The organism is Nocardia amikacinitolerans NBRC 108937 (assembly GCF_001612615.1).
In the GTDB taxonomy this organism is placed as follows: Bacteria; Actinomycetota; Actinomycetes; order Mycobacteriales; family Mycobacteriaceae; genus Nocardia; species Nocardia amikacinitolerans.
Genome location: NZ_BDAU01000025.1, coordinates 12019 through 29526, shown reverse-complemented (window position 1 = coordinate 29526; position 17508 = coordinate 12019). Strand labels below are relative to the sequence as shown.

Sequence of the window (17508 nt, the reverse complement as noted above, 5' to 3'; positions counted from 1 at the left end):
TCGCAGTGGATGGAGAAATCTCGCGTGGCACCCAAGTCGAAGGTGGACACCGTTGCCAACCTCGCCAAGCGCCGGGGTCTGGTGTACCCGTGCGGTGAGATCTACGGAGGCACCAAGTCGGCATGGGACTACGGTCCGCTCGGTGTCGAGCTGAAGGAGAACATCAAGCGGCAGTGGTGGCGCGCCATGGTCACCAGCCGCGAGGACGTCGTCGGCCTCGACTCGTCGGTGATCCTGCCGCGCCAGGTCTGGGAGGCCTCCGGCCACGTCGAGACCTTCACCGACCCGCTGGTCGAATCGCTCATCACGCACAAGCGCTACCGTGCCGACCACCTGCTCGAGGCGTACGAGGAGAAGCACGGCCACCCGCCCGCCAACGGCCTCGCCGACATCCGCGACCCCGAGACCGGCGACCCCGGCCAGTGGACCGAGCCGCGCAACTTCTCCGGTCTGCTCAAGACCTTCCTCGGTCCGGTGGACGACGAGGAGGGCCTGCACTACCTACGCCCGGAGACCGCGCAGGGCATCTTCGTCAACTACAAGAACGTCGAGACCACCGCGCGCAAGAAGCCGCCGTTCGGCATCGCCCAGATCGGCAAGAGCTTCCGCAACGAGATCACGCCGGGCAACTTCATCTTCCGCACCCGCGAGTTCGAGCAGATGGAGATGGAGTTCTTCGTCAAGCCGGGCGAGGACGAGCAGTGGCACCAGTACTGGATCGACACCCGCATGGCCTGGTACACCGACCTCGGTATCGACCCGGAGAACCTGCGGCTCTACGAGCACCCGAAGGACAAGCTGTCGCACTACTCGACGCGCACCGTCGACATCGAGTACCGCTTCCGCTTCCAGGGCAGCGAGTGGGGTGAGCTGGAGGGCGTCGCCAACCGCACCGACTACGACCTCAAGACGCATTCGGAGCACTCCGGCACCGAGCTCAGCTACTACGACCAGGCGAGCAACGAGCGCTACATCCCGTACGTCATCGAGCCCGCGGCCGGTCTGACCCGTTCGCTGATGGCGTTCCTGGTCGACGCCTACGCCGAGGACGAGGCGCCGAACGCCAAGGGCGGCGTGGACGTTCGCACCGTGCTGCGCTTGGACCGCAGGCTCGCGCCGGTCAAGGCCGCCGTGCTGCCGCTGTCCCGCAACGCCGACCTGACCCCGAAGGCCAAGGACCTCGCCGCCCAGCTGCGCAAGCACTGGAACGTGGAGTTCGACGACGCTGGCGCGATCGGCCGCCGCTACCGCCGCCAGGACGAGATCGGCACCCCGTTCTGCATCACCGTCGACTTCGACACCCTCGAGGACCAGGCGGTCACCATCCGCGAGCGCGACTCGATGGCGCAGGAGCGGATCGCGCTGGACAAGGTCGAGGGTTACCTGGCCCAGCACCTCATCGGCGTCTGAGTTCTGTAGCGACGACCCGCGACCGCCTACCGGTCGCGGGTCGTCGCGTTTCCGCTCCACTATCATGGGCAACGTATGGTGGGGGTACCATAACCATATGGGTTTGAAGAAGACAACGGTCATGGTCGACGAGACGGACCTGGAGTTGATCAAACAGGCTGCAGCTCGGGAAGGGCGGCCGGAATCCGAGTTCTTCCGAGAAGCGTTCCACCTCGCGGCGATTCGGAGCCGACGCTGGCAGAACGACTGGGACATACCGGTCGTCGATCTCGGTCGATCGCTTACCGCCGAAGAGGTTCACCAGAACGTGCAGGATGCGATAACCGACGCCGAAGACCGGTGATCGATGATCCTGATCGGCGATACCTCAGGTCTTGTCGCGGCGTTCAACGCCTCCGATCCCGATCATGAACCGGCACGCACAGTCCTGCAGCAAGCCGCGCTCACCTGTGTTTCTCCGTTGGTGCTGCTCGAGATCGAACACGTGCTCACTCGTAATGTGAACCGCGATGCGGCCTACGGTGTCAACGACTGGTTGCTTGCCCAGGAGCGGACGGGGCGCATCGAGATTCCCGAGGTTACGGCAGCCGTGCTTCGGACAGCGCGCAAAGTGCAGCATCAATACATCGCGCTGCGGCTCGACTTGACCGACGCTACGAATATCGCGCTCGCGGAGCGGTATGAGACGGCGGATGTGCTGACACTGGATCGGCGCGACTTCCGAGCGGTCACACCGCTGACGTGCCATGACGCGTTTCGGGTGCTGCCCGATGATTTTCGAGTGAGCCCGAGCGGCAAACATCGTGGTGCACCGCCCGGTTCACGTAGATAGACCGAACCGGCGCGCGGAATTCATCGGTGCACCGCCAACCCCGGCTATTGGCCCGCATCGCGTGGTCGACTGAATGTCACCTCCACCCAGTCCGGGCCGGTCGTGGTGACGCTCAGTCGGTCAATTTCACGGGAACATCCCAAAACGCCAGCTCGTGGCGCATGCCTTCGCGGAAGAGGAGTTCGGCGCGGGCGGGGTCGACGCCGGATTCGTCGAGCATCTCGGCGCAGCGGCGGGTCAGCGCGGCGAAGCCGGGATCGGCGTAGGTGTCTACCCAGCGTCGGTACCGTGGCTCGGCTGGCGGGTCGATGGCGAGCTGCGCGCCGAGGGTCGAGTACCCCCACATGCACGGGTAGAGCGCGGCGAGGCCTTCGCCGTAGTTCGCGGCCGAGTCCAACAGGAAGGCGGTGTAGTTCGCGCACGGCTCGCCCTTCGTCGCGCCGTCGAGGTCGGCGCCGAACTCCGCGGCCAGCGAGCGGTGCAGGGCCAGTTCGTCGTGAAAGGTGGCGTGCGCCAAGTCGACCAGATCGCCGAGGTGCGCGGCGGGCGCCTGCCAGGCCAGCCTGCTGAACACCCGCACGTAGTCGAGCAGGAACACGTAGTCCTGCTCCAGCCACGAACGGAACACCGGCTCGGGTAGATCGCCCGCGGCGATGCCCGCCACGGTCGGATGCGCGCGCTGTTCGGCGACCAACGGACGGCCGATTTCCTCCAGATGTGCGGCGAGACTCATGTCCGCCAGTCTTCCGTACTGCCCGGTTTGCGCAGAACCCGGCGTTGCCGCACCCTGGGCGTTGTGTGGTGGACAGCGGACGATACGGTGCGGGTACTCGCGCCGTCCGAGCAGCGTTTCGTGCGGCACGCGACCTATACCGGTCGCTCCGTTCTGGTCGAGGGCGAACTCGACATCCCCGCTTTGCGAAGCGCTTTCGAGGCACTGTTGCGCGCCCACCCGATCCTCGGCTGCCGGATCGGCGAGGACGCCGCCGGGACCGGCCACCTGTTGCGCCCGGCGGGGAGCGCGGTGGGCGCGTGGGTCCGCACCGGCGACACCGCGACCGTCCGGCTGCCGGAGGAATCGCTCGATCCGTCGGCCCAGCTCGCCTACCTCGACGTGGTGACCGAGAACGACCGCGCCCGCGTGACGTTCTACGCCCACCACTCCGTCGCCGACGCGGGCCACTGCGTCGCGCTGCTGTCCAGACTGTGGGACCGCTACACCGGCGAGGTATCCGGCGTCGCGGAAGACATTGCGCCGCAGGAATATCCGCGTCCCCTGGAGTGGTACGCCGCCCGACACGGCATTCCCAGGTCGGCGGTGTCCGGGCTCGAGTCCGCGTCGCGGCCGCTGGCGCACCCGCCGACCTTCCCACCCGATCCGCCGACTCCCGCGCCCGCCGCTCTTGCCCGCCCGGAGCGGACGATCCTCGAGCCGGAGGCGACGGCGCGGATCGTGGAACTGGGGCGGCGGCACGGCGTCACCGTGAACGCGCTGCTCACCGCCGCGCTGCTGCGGGCGTATGCGGGCGAAATGGGCTTGGAGCCAAGGGATTCCGCTCGCGATCGTGCGTGGCGGCACGGTGCGGGTGTTAGCGAGCCCGGGGATCGCCACGCTGCGAAACGGCGGGATCCGCATTCGTGCGATGTGGGTCGTGGTGATGTCGAGCAGCAGCGTGCTTCGGGGCAGTGCGGTGCGGCGTCTGGCGAGTCAGGGGGTCGGCGCGTTGCGGGATGGCGTGATCCGCATTCGTGCGAAGCGGGCCCCGGTGATGCGGAGTCACGAAATCAACGCGGTGCGGGGCCTGGCGAACCGGACGATGAGCGGGATTCGGGGCGGCGCGACTCGTACTCGCACGATGCGCGGCCGGGCGACTCCGTACCGCTGCGCTGCGTCTACCCCGTGGACATGCGCGCGCGACTGAACCCGCCGATCGCCGCCGCCGACGGCACCAACATGGCCGGACTGGCCGCCTTCGCCGCCGACGTCACCACCGCCACCGACGTAATCGAACTGGCGCAACGCATCTCGGCGCGGCTGCGCCACGACCTCGCCGAGGGCATCGTCCAGCAGTCGGTGCTGCACTTCCCGGAGTTCTTCGGGCCCACCGCGATCCACTCGCTGGCCGGGCACATCGCGGTGACCAACACCGGCAGGGTGCCGCACTTCCGCACGCCGCCCGGACTCACGCTCACCGACTACGAGATCGTCTACCTCTCCGCCCACCCGCGCCCGTCCGCGGGACCGTCGGCGGCCGTCACCTTCCTCGTCTACACCTTCGCCGACCGCCTGTGCGTCGGCGTGCTCGGCGGCGGCCCGCTCGCGGCCCGCTTGCCGTCCGCCGTCGGCCGGGAACTCGCCGATCTGGCAGCGGTCTGCATCGACGTCTGAGCGCCCCGTCGTCCGCATGCTGTCACGCGGCCCGCGGCCCGACCGCGGTGGTGACCACCTACGCGGCCATTCTCGACGCGCTCACGGCCGAGCGACGGTGCGGCCACCCGATCGGGGATCGGCTGTCGCGCAAAGGACCTGGCTATGCCCGCTGATTCGTGGACAATGCTGGGGAGACCACGTAGGCGATGAGGCGGAAGCGGGTGTTTCGGCGGTGCGGACGAACGGAGAGAGCGGGGGCCTCGGGGCGGCCGCGGTGGGTGTCGCCGCACTGGGGTTGGGGGAAGCGGTCGCCGCGGCCAAGGGCGGATCCCTGATCGACACCGTCGGCCGGGCCATGATCGACACCGCGCCGGTGCCGGTGGTGGAGGCCACCGTCGTGCTGTCGGGCAGGCACGACAAGGCGGTCACCCGGCTCGGTGTCGGCGCGGGCGTGATCGCCGCGAGCGCCGCGGTGGGCGCGCTGCCGCCTCGACTGCGCACACCGGCCGCGCTGACGTTCGGCGCCGGTGCGGCGGCGCTGGCGCTGCGCAAATCGACCAGGTCCGCGTCCACGGTCGCGGGGGCGTCGGCGGCCGCCGCGGTGCTGGCGACCGGCTTGCGCAGGCGGCCGCGCGGACTGCTCGGCAAACTGGCGTGGACGGCGGTGGGCGCGGGACTGCTCGCCGCGGCGCGGAAGCTGAACCGCGATCACGATCTCGCACAGGACGGCGTGATTCGGCGCATCGGCCCGTTCGGCGGCATCGGCCTCGTGCCGGACGACGGGCTCGAGGAGCCGGGCCTCTCCCCGCTGATCACCACGGCGGGCCGGTTCTACGTCGCCGACGTGAACCTGCGCCCGCCGCGCATCGACCCGGACCGCTGGCGGCTCGCCGTCACCGGCAAGGTGGCCCATCCGCTGCGCCTTTCGTTGACCGAATTGGCTTCTGAAGCAGTCGAATTCGACGCCGTCGTGGTCTGCGTGCACAACCGGGCGGGCCAGGGCAGGGCGGGCAACGCGCGCTGGTTCGGCGTGCCGCTCGCGCATCTGCTGAAGCACGCGATCCCGGAGCCCGGCGCCACCCGGCTGGTGACCCGCGCCGTCGACGGCTACACCATCTCGCTGCCCGTCGAACCGCTGCGCTCCGGCGAACTGCCCGGCTACCTGGTGATCGGCATGAACGGCGAACCGCTGCCGCCCGAGCACGGTTTCCCGGCCCGCGTCCTCGTGCCCGGACTCTACGGCCAGTACACCGGCGCGAAATGGCTGTCCGAACTGGAACTGACCGACGACAGCCACGCCGACTACTGGGTCAAGCGCGGCTGGCCCGACGAGCTGCTGTGGGTGGAGCCGCACGCCCGCATCGACACGGCCGCCCCCGGCCGCACCGTCGCGGGCACACTCACCGTCGCAGGCGTCGCCTGGGCGCCGCCGCACGGCGTCACGCAGGTGGAACTCAGCGTCGACGACGGCGATTGGCGCCCTGTCGATCTCGGCACCGAACTGGCCCCCGCCGCCTGGCGACGCTGGCGCACCACGCTCGAACTCCCGCCCGGCCCGCACACCCTGCGCGCCCGCGCCACCAGCCGCTCCGGGCACGTACAGGAAAGCGCCACCCGCGCGCCATTTCCGTTGGGCCCGACCGGAATCCACGCCATCACCGTGCAGGTTTGAGCGAGCGTCACGCCAGACGGGGAGATCGCCACCGTTCGCCGAACCGGTCCCGTATTGCCGGATCGTGCGTCAAAGCTGCTGCTCCGCAGCGTTTCTGGCACTTGCAATAGCGACGCGCGGGAACGCCGAGCCCGCCACGGTGAGCGGTCGCTGTCCACACCGATCATGCGGTCGTTCACCGCCGCACGATCGGCTCCTGCAACTCGGTGACCCAGCCATTGGGGTCCTCGGTGTACTCCAGGGTGACCTCACGCGCCAGGCCCTGCGAGCGGTAGCCGTTGGCATCGATCCAGCGGCCGAGCGCCTGCCACGGTTCCAGCACCTCGTTCATGCTGCCGCGGTGCACCACGGTGGCGGCCTGCTCGACGGCGGGCAGGTCGACGATCGAGAAGTCCTGTCCCGGAGCGGATTCCGTGGCGACCGGCAATGCCGCGTGCACCCGCACCGATCCGTCGGCGCGTTCGTCGTAGTAGGCGATGGCCGGGCCGACGGGCGTGACACCGGCGCGATCCAATCGCACGCACAGCTCCTCGAACAGCGGACTCACCACCGGCCCGATCGACCGCGGCTCGAAATCGGCTGCTTCGCCAGTCAATTCGGCGACCCGGACGGCCGGAACGGATTTGACGACCACCTCGTGCGCGGGCATGGCGCCCTCCTTCTCGATGACGCGGAGTCTCGTCTCGACCTGGACGAGCCGTTCCCGGTCCGCCGCGATGCGCTGCTCCAGTTCCGCGTGGCGCAGGGTGAGCATGCCGCGCAGTTCCGCGCCGCTCACCTCCTCGTCGAGTATCCGGCGCACCTGTTCCAGGGTGAAGCCGAGTTCCTTCAGCGCGACGATGCGGTTGAGCCGGGCGAGCTGGCCCGCCGCGTACAGCCGATAGCCGGTGGCCGGGTCCACCACGTCGGGCCGCAGCAGCCCGATGCCGTCGTAGTGGCGCAGCATGCGCACCGACACCCGTCCGTGCCTGGCGAAATCTCCGATGCTGAACATGTCGCTCTCCGGTCTACGGCCTCACACGGTGTCAGGGTCAAGGGCTCAGAACCGCCCGCCCCTGCTGACTCGTCGTGACCCGCTGGAACCGCCGTAGGAGCCGGGCCGGTACCCGCCGCCGGAGCGATACCCGCCCGCCGCGCCACGCAGCAAACCCTCCAACAGGATGCCGCCGAGCACCGCGCCCGCCTGCGCCCCACCCGAGGGCGGCCTGCTCGCCTCCCACGCCCGCACGCTGGCCTGCGCCTCTTGCAGAGCGCGGCCCGCCAGATCGGCCGCGGCCTGCGCGTGCCGCAGCGCCTGACCGGGGTCGGTGCCGCCGAGCCGTTGCGCCGCATCGAGATTCCGCTGCGCCTCGGAGAGCCGGGTGCGGGCGTTCGCGTCGATGCCGCCGCGCCGGGTGGTGAGGTAGTCGGACGCCGCTGCCACCCGGGTGCTGGCGTCGGCGAGCGCATGATCGAGGCGGCGGCGCAGGTCCTCGGCGGCGAGTTTGCGATCGGTGGCGGCGGCGATGGCGCGATCCAGATCGCCGTCGGCGGCCACCGCGTCGTGGAAGGCGCTCAGCGGGTCGGCGTCGGCCGTCGCGGACGCCTTGTCCAGGGCTTGGCGCGCCGAAGCGATGGCGGTTTCCAGCTCGGGGCCGCCGAACGTGACGAGCTCGGTGGCGGCGTCGATGTCCTTGCGCAGTTCGTCCAGCGCGGCAGGCAGGCCGTCGCGGGCCTGCTGGATCGTGGTCGCCGCGTTGTCGACCGCGTCCAGCAGCGTGCGCGCCTGACCGATGGCGCCCTCGGCGGCCCGGATCGCGCCGACGGCCGCGCCCTGTTCGCCGACCGGCCGCGTCAGCGCGGCGCGTCCGGCGTCGACGTTCTGTTCGGCGAAGGCGATGCGTTCGCGCGCCATCACCGTGTTGTCCCGGATCGGGGCAAGCACGCTGGGCGGATGCGCGGCGGTGAGCCGGGCCAGCTCGGCTTCCGAGGCGGGCACCCGGCCGGTGAGGTCGACCAAATCCCTTGTCAGCGCGTCCAATCGGGCGGGCGCGTCGATCAGCAGGTCGCGCATCGCGTCGAATTCGGCGACCCGCCCGTCGAGTTCGCGATCCGCGCGGCCGACGATGCCGATCAATTCGATCAGCAGGCGGCGCTGGTCGTCGGTGGTCTCCGGAATGTCGTCATCGAGCCGCTGGCGGAGGGCGAATGCCTTGGCGGCGGCGGTTTTCGCGTTGTTCAGCGCGGTGGTGAACGGCGTCGCGGCGGTCGCGCCGAACTCGCCGATGGCCAATTCCAGTTCCTCGGCGCTGGTGCGCACCGCGTTGTCGAGTTCGACGAGCACCTCGCGAGAGCGTGCGTGCAGCGCCTCCAACGGGAGCGCGGCGAGGGCGGCGCTGTCGTCGGGGTCCACCTTTCGCGCCGCGTCCAACTCGGCGCGGCTTCGATCGCGGCGGCGTTTGCGCGTGTAGAGCAGCAGCGCGCCGAGTGCCGCGGCGACGACGAGGGCCGGGATCAGCAGCGTGCGAAGGCTGACGCCACCCGCGCCCATCGCCGAGTTCAGTCCGTCGGCGGTCGAGATGCCCGCGACCGCCCAGTCGCTGTCGCGCAGCGCGGGCTCGACCTCGTTGGTCAGTAGCTGATCCAGCTCGCCGTCGCTGACGCCCTCCGGCATGTCGCCGTAGAACCAATAGTCGCGGGAGCCGGTGGCGACCGCCAGCAGCAGATCGCGGGTGCCGAAACCCGAAGCGGCGGCGGTGCGTTCGGCCCACGCCTCGGCGCCGAGCCCGTCGAAATCCTGGACGTAGGTGATCCACAGGCGGACCCGCCGGTCGTCGTAGAGGCGGTCCACCGCCGCTTGGACGCGGTCCTGCTCGCCGCCGTCCAACACGCCCGCGCTGTCCACGACATAGCTGTCCATCCGGCTCGGCGGTTCCGCTGCGGCGGTCGGCGCGCCGATCAGCACCGTGGCCAGCAGTAGGACACCGCCCACGAGGGCGGACCAGCGGACGCGACGTTTCGGCAGCGACGGCATCCCACGAATGTATCCCCGGTTCCCGGCGAATCAGTGGATAGCATCGTGGCGTGATCACGATCGACCGCCCCTACACCGGCCACGTGTCCGCGGGCTCGAACCCGCAGCAGCGCGACCTCGACGGCGCGCGCATCATCAAGATGTCCGTCGGCGCGATGGACAACAACGTCTATCTCGTGCAGTGCGCGGCCACCGGCGCCGCGCTGCTCATCGACGCCGCCAACGAACCCGACCGCATTCTCGAGCTCGTCGCCCAGGAGGCGCCCGGCAAGGTCCGGCTGATTGTCACCACCCACCAGCATCCCGACCACTGGTGGGCGCTGAAGGAGGTCGCCGCCGAGCTCGACGTCCCCACCGCGGCGCACCGCCTCGACGCCGACCCGCTGCCCGTCACCCCGGACCGCCTCCTCGACGACGGCGACACGGTCGAGATCGGCGACCTGACCCTCACCGTCATCCACCTCAGCGGCCACACCCCCGGCTCGATCGCCCTCGCCCTCCCCGAGGAACCCGGCCGCATCCACCTCTTCACCGGCGACAGCCTCTTCCCCGGCGGCGTCGGCAAAACCCACAGCCCCGAGGACTTCGACACCCTCTACACCGACGTCACCACCAAACTCTTCGACCGCTACGACGACGACACCGTCGTCTACCCCGGCCACGGCGACGACACCACCCTCGGCACCGAACGCCCCCACTTGGCGGAGTGGCGCGAGCGCGGCTGGTGACACGCGATGTAGAACGTGTTCTAATTTTTGCGTGACGGATTCTGTTGCCGGTACCTGCGATCCCGCGTTCCGCGAGGTGCGGGAGGTATTCGCGGCGAGCTTCGCCGACGGGCAGAACCGCGGGGCCGCGGTGGCAGTGTTCGCGGGCGGGCGGCCGGTCGTGGATTTGTGGGGCGGGGTCGCCGATGAGCGCAGTGGGCGGCCGTGGCTGGCCGACACGCCGTGCGTCGCGTTCTCCTGCACCAAGGCCGTCACCGCTACCGCCGCGCTGCTGGTTATGGAGCGCGCGGGGACCGGGCCCGACGAGCCGGTGCGCCGCTGGTGGCCGGAGTTCGCCGCGCACGGCAAGCACGCGGTCACCGTCGAGGACCTGCTGACCCACCGCGTGGGCCTGCCCGCTTTCGACCGGCCGCTGACCAAATTCGACGCAGCAGATCCCGCCGCCATGGCGGCCGAACTCGCGGGGCAGGCTCCGGTGTGGGAGCCCGGCACCAAGCACGGCTATCACGCGCTCACCTTCGGGTGGCTGGTCGGCGAGCTGGTGCGCAGGCGCACCGGCCGGACCGTTCCCGAGTTCGTCCGGGAGAACTTCGGCGCGGAACTGTGGGCAGGCCCGGGCGAGCTCGAGCGCGCCGCCCGCCTCGGCTTTCCGCCCGCAGACCAAACAACCTGGCGGACAGACGATCTGCCTGACGACACAGCGGTGCGCCAAGCAGGGGGCCAGAGTTCGTCTGTGTCCTCGCGCACAGCCGGAATGGAGGCGGTCCAACGCCTCATCGAGGCCTACCGCGATCCCGACTCGCTACTGATGCGCGGGTCGACGAATCCCGCAGGCTCCTACAACGATCCAACCGTGCTCGCGGGCGGCTGGCCGGGATCCGGCATGGTGACCACGCCGCGCGCGCTGGCCCGCTTCTACCGCGAACTGATCCGCGGCGATCTGCTGCGCGCCGAGACGCTGCGCGACGCGGTGCGCGAGCGAGTGCGCGGCCCAGACGAAGTCCTCGCCCTCGACAGCGCTTTCGCCCTCGGCTACATGCGCCCTTCACTGAACTTCCAGCTCCCGAAGAGCGCGCGGGCTACTGCCTTCGGCCATCCAGGTGCGGGCGGTTCGGTCGGTCTCGGCGATCTCGACCACGACCTCGCGTTCGCGTTCATCCCGAACCTGCGCCGCGACGGCCTCGCTGGCGACCGCCGCGCCTACGACCTGGTCGCAGCGGCCTACGCGGCGGTTTGAGCACAGCGAGGTCCACCCACGGCCTGCGGCTGCTACGCCGACCTCACGAGCGACTACTGACGACCCGGGGGCCGCGCTACTTCACACCGACCCGAATGCGCACGGCCCCTTCGGGTTCGGTGGCGGCCAATGCCTGGGTGATCAGCGCGCTCAGGTCGACCTGCGGCGCGCTGTGTGCCGCCGCGTCGGCGAGCGGCTGGAGCATCGGCGCGAGGGACTTCACTTCGGGTCCCACCGTGGCGATCCACTCGGTGAGCCGAATCTGGAAGGGCACCAACCCGTTTCCCTCCAGGTACATGGCGGGTGTGTCGCCGGTCCGCGCCAAGCGGCCCACCGCCTCGGCGATCTGATCGACCCGTTGACCGAACTCGATGAAACTCGGTGCGGCCGTGGCGAAAGACGGCCCCGTCCAGTCCATGTCCGGCGCGATGGATTGCAGATCGGTCATGATGGTCCCGATCTGCGGTGACCGGCTCATGATGGCCGCGGCCAGCAGGTCGGTGGATCTGGTGAGGCCGGGCGTCACCGATTCGGTGCCCTCCATGGCGATGCCGAGGGTGTCGATGAACTCGCCGATCGCGTTCGGGTCGAGCTGGTTCATCACCTGGGTGACCAGGCGCGCGACCTCCGGTGTCGAGAGTGGCGTGCGCACCCGAAGGCCCTCCAGCACTTGGCCTTCGGCGAGGTACGGGCCGTCGTCGGTGTTCGGCGTGAATTCCACGTACGGTTCGCCGAGCGCCGACAGTCCCTCGATGACGACGGTGCTGTCCACGGGCAACCGGTAGCGCCGATCGATATCGAAGTCGGCCTCCACCCGCCCGCGCCCGCGCCGCAGCGCGGTGACCTCGCCGACCTCGACCCCGCGCAGCAGGATCGGCGAACCCACCTCCAGCCCACCGGAATTGCCCACCACGAGGGTGGCCCGAAGGCTTTCGCGCAGCGGCTCCACCCGTACCACGCCGAAGGTGAGATACCCGATGCCGAGCACCGTGATGACGGCGATCCCGCCCAGGGAAAACAGCGAACCGACCCTCATCGCACCGCTCCGATCATGCGCAGCGCCCGGACGACCTGCTCGACCTGGTCGTCGGACGAGGCCTCGCCGGAATCCACGGTCACGCCAACGATGTTCACCTTCGGGCCGCGCTCGACGAACGGGATGATCCGATCGCGAATCAACGCCACGAGGGCATTCAGATTCGACGGCGCGCTGAGATCGAGCGGTCGCGACGTGAACGCCAGCGGGACGAACGCGCGGGCCGCCGCATCACCCGACTGCGCCAGCGGGGCCAGCCACACCATCGAATGCGAGACGCTGCCCAGCGCACCGAGCACCCCGACGACATCGACGATGGACGCGACCGACGCCGAAACCTGTTCCACGGCGGGCTCGGTCAGCAGTTCGGCGACTTGCGGACCCATCTCCTTCACCACCGCGGAGTCGGCGGTGAGCGCGTCGAGGAAGATGTCGACCTCACGCAGGTGCTCGGCCAGATCGATCGCGTTGGCGCCCACCGCTTCCGAGATCCGCGCCGTCTCGGCGGGATCGGCGGGCAGCACCGTGTTCAGCCGGTCGACGATCTCCTGGAACTGACCGACCGCCCCGCCTTGCACGAAGGTCGCGACGCCCGCCATGGTGTCCTCGATCTGCGTGGCCGGGACCGTCTGGGCGCGCGGGATGGTTCCGCCCGCCGCCAGGATCGAGCCGAAGCCGTCGGGCGGGGTGGCGAGGGCGATGTGGATGTCGCCGAGCACCGTGTTCTGCCGCAGCTGGGCGAGGGTGCTGGTCGGAATCCGCACCGACTTCTCGATCTCCGCCTCGACGACGACGTAACCGCCGCCGCCGTTTGTAGCGGCGGGATCGACCACGGTCACCCCCGTGACGTTGCCGACCTGAGCGCCGTTGGCCATGACCTTGGCCCGCGCGGGCAGGTTCAGCGCGTTGGCGAACTCGATGCGGATCGGATACGTCGGCCCCGACACCGAGGCCTCCGGCACCGGGACCGACGCCGGATCGAACGCGCAGCCGCCGAGCAGCGTGGCAGCGAGCAGCGCGGCGAGCAGGCCGCGGCGAAGCCTCGGAGCCATCACCGTGCTCCCGCCATGCCGAGGACCCAGTGCACCAGGTCGACCTGCGGTTTGCCATCGGCCGACGCGCCGCAGCGCCCGGGCGAGATCGCGTTGATCGCGGCACACACCTGTTCCGCATCCTGTTCGGGTAGAGCCACTTTCGGTGGCAGGTAGGCGAGGCCGTTCGCCGTCACGGTGCCGATCGCCGCGGTGAGCGCGGGGACCTTGGTGACGATGTCGCGCAGGCTGTCCACGTTGTCGCGCAGCAACCGCACCAACGGCACGGTGGCGTCCAACACCCGGAAGATCGGATCGCCGAACATGCTCGTGATCTCGTTGAGCATCGGCAGCAACCGCTGGAAGCTGTCGATGATCTCGACGGTTCGGCCGAACAGCTCGTTGTTCACCTGGCCGAGCACGTCGGAGAGGCGCAGCAGCATCGACTTGATGTCGCCCCAGCGGGCCGCCACACTGCCCGACAGCGAGGACAGCGCGTCGATGAGTCCCGCCAGGTGGCCGATGGCGGCATCGGGGGAGTTCAGCGCGCCGCCCAGCTTGCGGACGATCTCGTTGAGCTGCGGGCCGGTGCCCGCCGTCGCCGCGTTCAACGCGCCGATGCCGCGGGCCAACTCGTTCTGCTCACCGCCTGCGGGACCCAGTGCCTCGCTGGACAATTCGGCCAGCGCGCCCAGGGTTTCCGTCATGCTCTTGGGAGTCAGCGTTTTGGTCAGGCACTGCGCGGAATCCCAACGCTCCGACGTCTTCCCGGTATTCACCAGCGCGAGCTCGCGATCGGCGACGATCGTGTCGGAAACCGTTGTGGCCGCTGCTCCTGCGAGCAGGGGATGGTCGGCGTCGACGGTGAACTCCACCCGCACCGAGGTCGGCGACGGCTCGATCGCGGTCACCTCGCCGACCGGCAGACCGCGCATGGTGACGTGATTGCCGACGTACAGGCCGATCGTGTCGGGCATCAGGGCGCAGTAGGTTTCGGTCCTCTTGAAGGGATCCGCGGCCACCACGTACGCGGCCGCCGCTACCGCCACGATCGCCAAAGCTCCGGCGACCGACATGAATCCGCGCGAGGCAAGGACTTTCATCAGCATCAGCAGACCCTCCCCGCGACCGGCACGCAGATCGGTTCGGCAGGCGGCGCTTGGACGGTGGTGTTCGAATGATCGATCACGACCTCGCCCTCGCGCGGCATGAGCTGCCCGAGACGTCGGCCGAGCGCGTGCACATCGTCGATGACCGGTTGCAGACGTTCGCCGAGCCGCTCCAGTTCCGGCACCGCCGCGGCGAGCTGTTCGGCCATCGGCCGGAGCGTGCCGCCCCAGGCGGACTGCAGCGCGCCGAGCCTGCTGATCACCCGGTCCAGCGCCTCCACGGCCGTGCGTACCTCGGTGCGTTTGTCGGCAAGCAGTGTCTCCAGCAGGTTGATCTTCTCCACCAGCCGTCCCAGCTCGCCCTTCGCGGCGCCGACGGCGGTGAGGTATTCGTCCGCGATACCAATGGCTTTCGAGACATCGGCCCGCTGCTGGTCGAGGACATCGACGAAATGTTCGACGCCGTCGAGCGTGCGGCGCAGGCTGTCCGGGCTCGCCTCGAGCGAGTCCGCCATCGCGGCCAAGTTGTCGCGCAGGCCGCCGCCGTCGATACGGCGGATCGGTTCGACGGCGTCCTGGAATGCCTGAATCAGGCTGTAGGGGAGCCGAACTCGATCCGAGGGGATGGTCCGTGAGCCGAGCGGGACGTTTCCGGCGGGAAACAGCGCCACGTAGTGGCCGCCGACGATCGTCAGCATGCGAATGTCGAGCGAGGTCTCCTTGCCAACGAAGACCGAGGAGTCGACGGTGAACGTCATCAGCACCCGATCCTGTCGCAGCTCTAGTGATTCGACGCTGCCGACGGAGATACCCGCCAGTCGCACGTCGTCGCCGGGACGCACCGACTGGGCCTCGGTGAGCTCGGCCGTGTAGGTGCGCTTGCCGAACGGCACCGCGTACAGCACCGCGACCGCCGCCATGGCCAGCGCGACGAGCAGCACGCCGAGCACGCCGAGGCGCAGGTCGCGCCTGCGGGTGGCGGCCTCGTCGCGGCGCGGCCGGTTCCGGTCGAACCAGCGCCGACCTCGCGTCATCCCTTGCATATCGCCACCTTCTGGCCCGCGATCAGCACATCGAGCGCACCGGGAATGTCGGCCTCGCCGCGGCTGCATGTCAGCGCGGTGTTCGAGGCCGTCGCCGGAAGCGCCTCGCGCAGACCGGCCAGCAGGGCGGGAAGTCTGCCGAGCAGGTCGACGAAGACCTTCGGGTCCGGGAAGAGGGTGTGCACGATGGTGTCCAGATCGGGGTTGGCGTCCTCGGTGAGCCCGAGCGTGGCGAGCAGCGAGTCGACCGGATCGAGGACCGGCGGCGCGGTCAGTGCGAAATCGATCAGTCCGGTGATCTTGATCTGCAGCGAGGTGAAGACGTCGGCAAGCTTGCTGAGCAGCGTGACCAAATGCGGTGAGCGCCCGCCGATTTGGTCGGAAATCTGCGACAGGTTCCGGATGAGCGTCGAGATCACCTGCTGCCGGTCGCTCGCGTAGCGGCTCAGCGTTCCGATGGCGTCGAGCGCGGGACCGATGCCGTTGCCGTTGCCTTCGATCACCGCGAGCATGCTCTCGCTGAACTGGTTCACCGCCTCGGGCGAGAGGGTGGCCAGCACCGGCTTCAGACCGTTGAACAGGCTGGTCACGTCGAACGAGGGCACCGTGCGGTCGGTGCCGATCGTCGAGCCAGGCGCGGTCCGGCCGCTCGGCGTGTTCTGCTGCTGCAGATCCACGTACCGCTGGCCGGTCAGATTCTGGTAGCGGATCGCGAACCTCGAGTTGTCGTACACCGGCGAAGCGCGGCGCACGGTGATGCCGACCTCGGCCTGATTGCCCTGCAGCGCAATGGTTTCGACCTTGCCCACCTGGACGCCGAACATGCGCACGTCGTCACCGGTCTTCAGGCCGTTGGCATCGGTGAAGATCACCCGGTAGCTGCCGGTGTCGCCGGAGACCGGCCGCTGGATCGCGGTGATCACCAGCGCCAGCACCGCCGCCATCGCGCCCGCGAACAGCGCGAGCCGCAGACCCGCCGCGCGGACCGAGATCATCGCTGACCTCCCGCGTCGCCGAGCAGCGGCGCGAGGACCGGCACCGTGCGTACGTCGATGTCGACGTTCAGGACGGGGCCCTCCGTCGTCTCCGGCATGGCCGAGCGCAACCGATCGAGCAGCTCGCGCAGTTCGGCACTGGACTGCTCGGGCGTCGACACCATCCCGGCGGCGGCCGCGAGAACGGGCGTCAACATCGCCGCGTACTCGGCGAACTCGTCACCCGCGCGATACATCGTTCCTTCGAAGGCGGGGAAGAGCTGCTCGACAACCGTGTCGATCGTCGCGTCGAAGCGTTCGCGGTCCGTGCGCAGCACCGGAATTCGATAGACCTGATCGATCACCTGCAGTGTCGCGCCGACGAACGGGGCCGCGCCGCCCAGCGCCGAACCGAACTGGCCGAGCTGATACGACAGCGGCAACGTCTGCGTGTCGGCAACCGTGCGGGCCAGCACCACCATCGACTGCAGCAGCGGCGTGAACGCCCGGATGTCACCGGCGAGCTGGGCAAGCACCGAGGTCAGCTGCGCGGTGAGCACCTCGTTGCTCACCCGGGAGACGCTGCGCAGCAGGCTGCCCATCGTCGCGTCGTAGGCGTGCGCGGCGTTCGAACCGGTCAAATCGATCACCGTGCCCGGCCGCAGCGGCGCACCACCCGGTCCGGCGCGCAGCGCGAGTTCGCTGATGCCGAAGACGTTTCCGGTGGCGTAGTCGACGCGCAAGCTGTCGTCGAGGCCGTCCAGGCGAGAGTCGTCCAGTCGCAACGTGATCCGCTGGGTGCCCGCCTCGTCGGGCGCGATCTCGGCGACCTCGCCGACCAGCACGCCGTCGGCCTTGACCTGCGTGCCAGCGACCACCCCGTCGCCGATCTGCTCGGTGTGCAACGAGATTCGCAGGCCGTCCTCCGCGCCGACGCCGTCGTAGACGCGCCAACTCGCGCCTACGCACACGACCGCCGCCAGCAAGACCGCCCCGGTTCGTATCGACATCTTGCGGTCGATCGCGACACCGGGCATTCCGTAATTCGGCAT

At 69.5% G+C, this 17508-nt stretch carries 16 protein-coding genes; 7 read left to right on the top strand and 9 right to left on the bottom strand.

The annotated features are described in order from the left end of the window. Positions 1 to 9 precede the first annotated feature (9 nt). From NAM01S_RS19235 to NAM01S_RS19225, 3 genes are all read left to right on the top strand, one after another. Positions 10 to 1410, top strand: coding sequence for a glycine--tRNA ligase (locus tag NAM01S_RS19235; RefSeq protein ID WP_174554830.1), 1401 nt, complete (start codon positions 10 to 12; stop codon positions 1408 to 1410). 97 nt (positions 1411 to 1507) lie between these two features. After that, positions 1508 to 1753, top strand: coding sequence for a ribbon-helix-helix protein, CopG family (locus NAM01S_RS19230; protein ID WP_067787317.1), 246 nt, complete (start codon positions 1508 to 1510; stop codon positions 1751 to 1753). 3 nt (positions 1754 to 1756) lie between these two features. Continuing rightward, positions 1757 to 2242 carry a type II toxin-antitoxin system VapC family toxin gene (locus NAM01S_RS19225; RefSeq protein ID WP_067787205.1) on the top strand — a complete coding sequence of 162 codons (486 nt, stop codon included), beginning with the start codon at positions 1757 to 1759 and terminating at the stop codon, positions 2240 to 2242. Between the two features lie 112 nt (positions 2243 to 2354). Here the strand turns inward: NAM01S_RS19225 and NAM01S_RS19220 are convergent, their stop codons facing one another. Further along, the gene (locus tag NAM01S_RS19220; RefSeq protein WP_067787203.1) at positions 2355 to 2975 is read right to left on the bottom strand and encodes a TenA family protein; all 621 of its coding nucleotides are present in this window, start codon (positions 2973 to 2975) and stop codon (positions 2355 to 2357) included. 63 nt (positions 2976 to 3038) lie between these two features. On the opposite strand from NAM01S_RS19220, the gene NAM01S_RS36655 reads away from it, so the two are divergent. Continuing rightward, the gene (locus NAM01S_RS36655) at positions 3039 to 4631 is read left to right on the top strand and encodes a phthiocerol/phthiodiolone dimycocerosyl transferase family protein (RefSeq protein WP_253798992.1); all 1593 of its coding nucleotides are present in this window, start codon (positions 3039 to 3041) and stop codon (positions 4629 to 4631) included. Between the two features lie 214 nt (positions 4632 to 4845). After that, the gene (locus NAM01S_RS19210) at positions 4846 to 6285 is read left to right on the top strand and encodes a molybdopterin-dependent oxidoreductase (protein WP_157107799.1); all 1440 of its coding nucleotides are present in this window, start codon (positions 4846 to 4848) and stop codon (positions 6283 to 6285) included. Between the two features lie 175 nt (positions 6286 to 6460). On the opposite strand, the gene NAM01S_RS19205 is transcribed toward NAM01S_RS19210, so the two are convergent. Together NAM01S_RS19205 and NAM01S_RS19200 are read right to left on the bottom strand one after the other, a co-directional pair. Beyond that, complete coding sequence (locus tag NAM01S_RS19205) at positions 6461 to 7279, bottom strand: MerR family transcriptional regulator (RefSeq protein ID WP_067787199.1); 819 nt, start codon at positions 7277 to 7279, stop codon at positions 6461 to 6463. Between the two features lie 45 nt (positions 7280 to 7324). Further along, entirely contained in the window at positions 7325 to 9298 is a 1974-nt protein-coding gene (locus NAM01S_RS19200) for a TPM domain-containing protein (RefSeq protein ID WP_067787197.1), read from the bottom strand. 50 nt (positions 9299 to 9348) lie between these two features. Between NAM01S_RS19200 and NAM01S_RS19195 the strand changes: the two genes are divergently transcribed. Next, complete coding sequence (locus NAM01S_RS19195; RefSeq protein ID WP_067787195.1) at positions 9349 to 10026, top strand: MBL fold metallo-hydrolase; 678 nt, start codon at positions 9349 to 9351, stop codon at positions 10024 to 10026. Positions 10027 to 10057: 31 nt separating this feature from the next. Further along, a complete protein-coding gene (locus tag NAM01S_RS19190; protein WP_067787193.1) occupies positions 10058 to 11263 on the top strand; it encodes a serine hydrolase domain-containing protein in 1206 nt (401 codons plus the stop codon). A 76-nt stretch (positions 11264 to 11339) separates the two neighbouring features. Here the strand turns inward: NAM01S_RS19190 and NAM01S_RS19185 are convergent, their stop codons facing one another. From NAM01S_RS19185 to NAM01S_RS19160, 6 genes are read right to left on the bottom strand one after another with little or no spacing between them, the layout of a single operon-like run. Beyond that, a complete protein-coding gene (locus NAM01S_RS19185; protein WP_067787191.1) occupies positions 11340 to 12299 on the bottom strand; it encodes an MlaD family protein in 960 nt (319 codons plus the stop codon). Next, positions 12296 to 13351, bottom strand: a complete 1056-nt coding sequence (locus NAM01S_RS19180) for an MlaD family protein (protein ID WP_084483077.1) — start codon at positions 13349 to 13351, stop codon at positions 12296 to 12298. The genes NAM01S_RS19185 and NAM01S_RS19180 overlap by 4 nt, the downstream gene beginning before the upstream one ends. Further along, positions 13351 to 14439 carry an MlaD family protein gene (locus NAM01S_RS19175; protein WP_067787189.1) on the bottom strand — a complete coding sequence of 363 codons (1089 nt, stop codon included), beginning with the start codon at positions 14437 to 14439 and terminating at the stop codon, positions 13351 to 13353. The genes NAM01S_RS19180 and NAM01S_RS19175 overlap by 1 nt, the downstream gene beginning before the upstream one ends. After that, the gene (locus tag NAM01S_RS19170; RefSeq protein WP_067787187.1) at positions 14439 to 15473 is read right to left on the bottom strand and encodes an MCE family protein; all 1035 of its coding nucleotides are present in this window, start codon (positions 15471 to 15473) and stop codon (positions 14439 to 14441) included. The genes NAM01S_RS19175 and NAM01S_RS19170 overlap by 1 nt, the downstream gene beginning before the upstream one ends. Further along, positions 15470 to 16477, bottom strand: a complete 1008-nt coding sequence (locus NAM01S_RS19165; RefSeq protein WP_301318052.1) for an MCE family protein — start codon at positions 16475 to 16477, stop codon at positions 15470 to 15472. The genes NAM01S_RS19170 and NAM01S_RS19165 overlap by 4 nt, the downstream gene beginning before the upstream one ends. Continuing rightward, the gene (locus tag NAM01S_RS19160; protein ID WP_067787185.1) at positions 16474 to 17508 is read right to left on the bottom strand and encodes an MlaD family protein; all 1035 of its coding nucleotides are present in this window, start codon (positions 17506 to 17508) and stop codon (positions 16474 to 16476) included. The genes NAM01S_RS19165 and NAM01S_RS19160 overlap by 4 nt, the downstream gene beginning before the upstream one ends.

Coding starts and splice junctions, on each gene's coding strand:
- NAM01S_RS19235 (WP_174554830.1), top strand. CDS start 10: ATGGAGAAATCTCGCGTGGCACCCAAGTCGAAGGTGGACACCGTTGCC.
- NAM01S_RS19230 (WP_067787317.1), top strand. CDS start 1,508: ATGGGTTTGAAGAAGACAACGGTCATGGTCGACGAGACGGACCTGGAG.
- NAM01S_RS19225 (WP_067787205.1), top strand. CDS start 1,757: ATGATCCTGATCGGCGATACCTCAGGTCTTGTCGCGGCGTTCAACGCC.
- NAM01S_RS19220 (WP_067787203.1), bottom strand. CDS start 2,975: ATGAGTCTCGCCGCACATCTGGAGGAAATCGGCCGTCCGTTGGTCGCC.
- NAM01S_RS19205 (WP_067787199.1), bottom strand. CDS start 7,279: ATGTTCAGCATCGGAGATTTCGCCAGGCACGGACGGGTGTCGGTGCGC.
- NAM01S_RS19200 (WP_067787197.1), bottom strand. CDS start 9,298: ATGCCGTCGCTGCCGAAACGTCGCGTCCGCTGGTCCGCCCTCGTGGGC.
- NAM01S_RS19185 (WP_067787191.1), bottom strand. CDS start 12,299: ATGAGGGTCGGTTCGCTGTTTTCCCTGGGCGGGATCGCCGTCATCACG.
- NAM01S_RS19180 (WP_084483077.1), bottom strand. CDS start 13,351: ATGGCTCCGAGGCTTCGCCGCGGCCTGCTCGCCGCGCTGCTCGCTGCC.
- NAM01S_RS19175 (WP_067787189.1), bottom strand. CDS start 14,439: ATGCTGATGAAAGTCCTTGCCTCGCGCGGATTCATGTCGGTCGCCGGA.
- NAM01S_RS19170 (WP_067787187.1), bottom strand. CDS start 15,473: ATGACGCGAGGTCGGCGCTGGTTCGACCGGAACCGGCCGCGCCGCGAC.
- NAM01S_RS19165 (WP_301318052.1), bottom strand. CDS start 16,477: ATGATCTCGGTCCGCGCGGCGGGTCTGCGGCTCGCGCTGTTCGCGGGC.
- NAM01S_RS19160 (WP_067787185.1), bottom strand. CDS start 17,508: ATGCCGAATTACGGAATGCCCGGTGTCGCGATCGACCGCAAGATGTCG.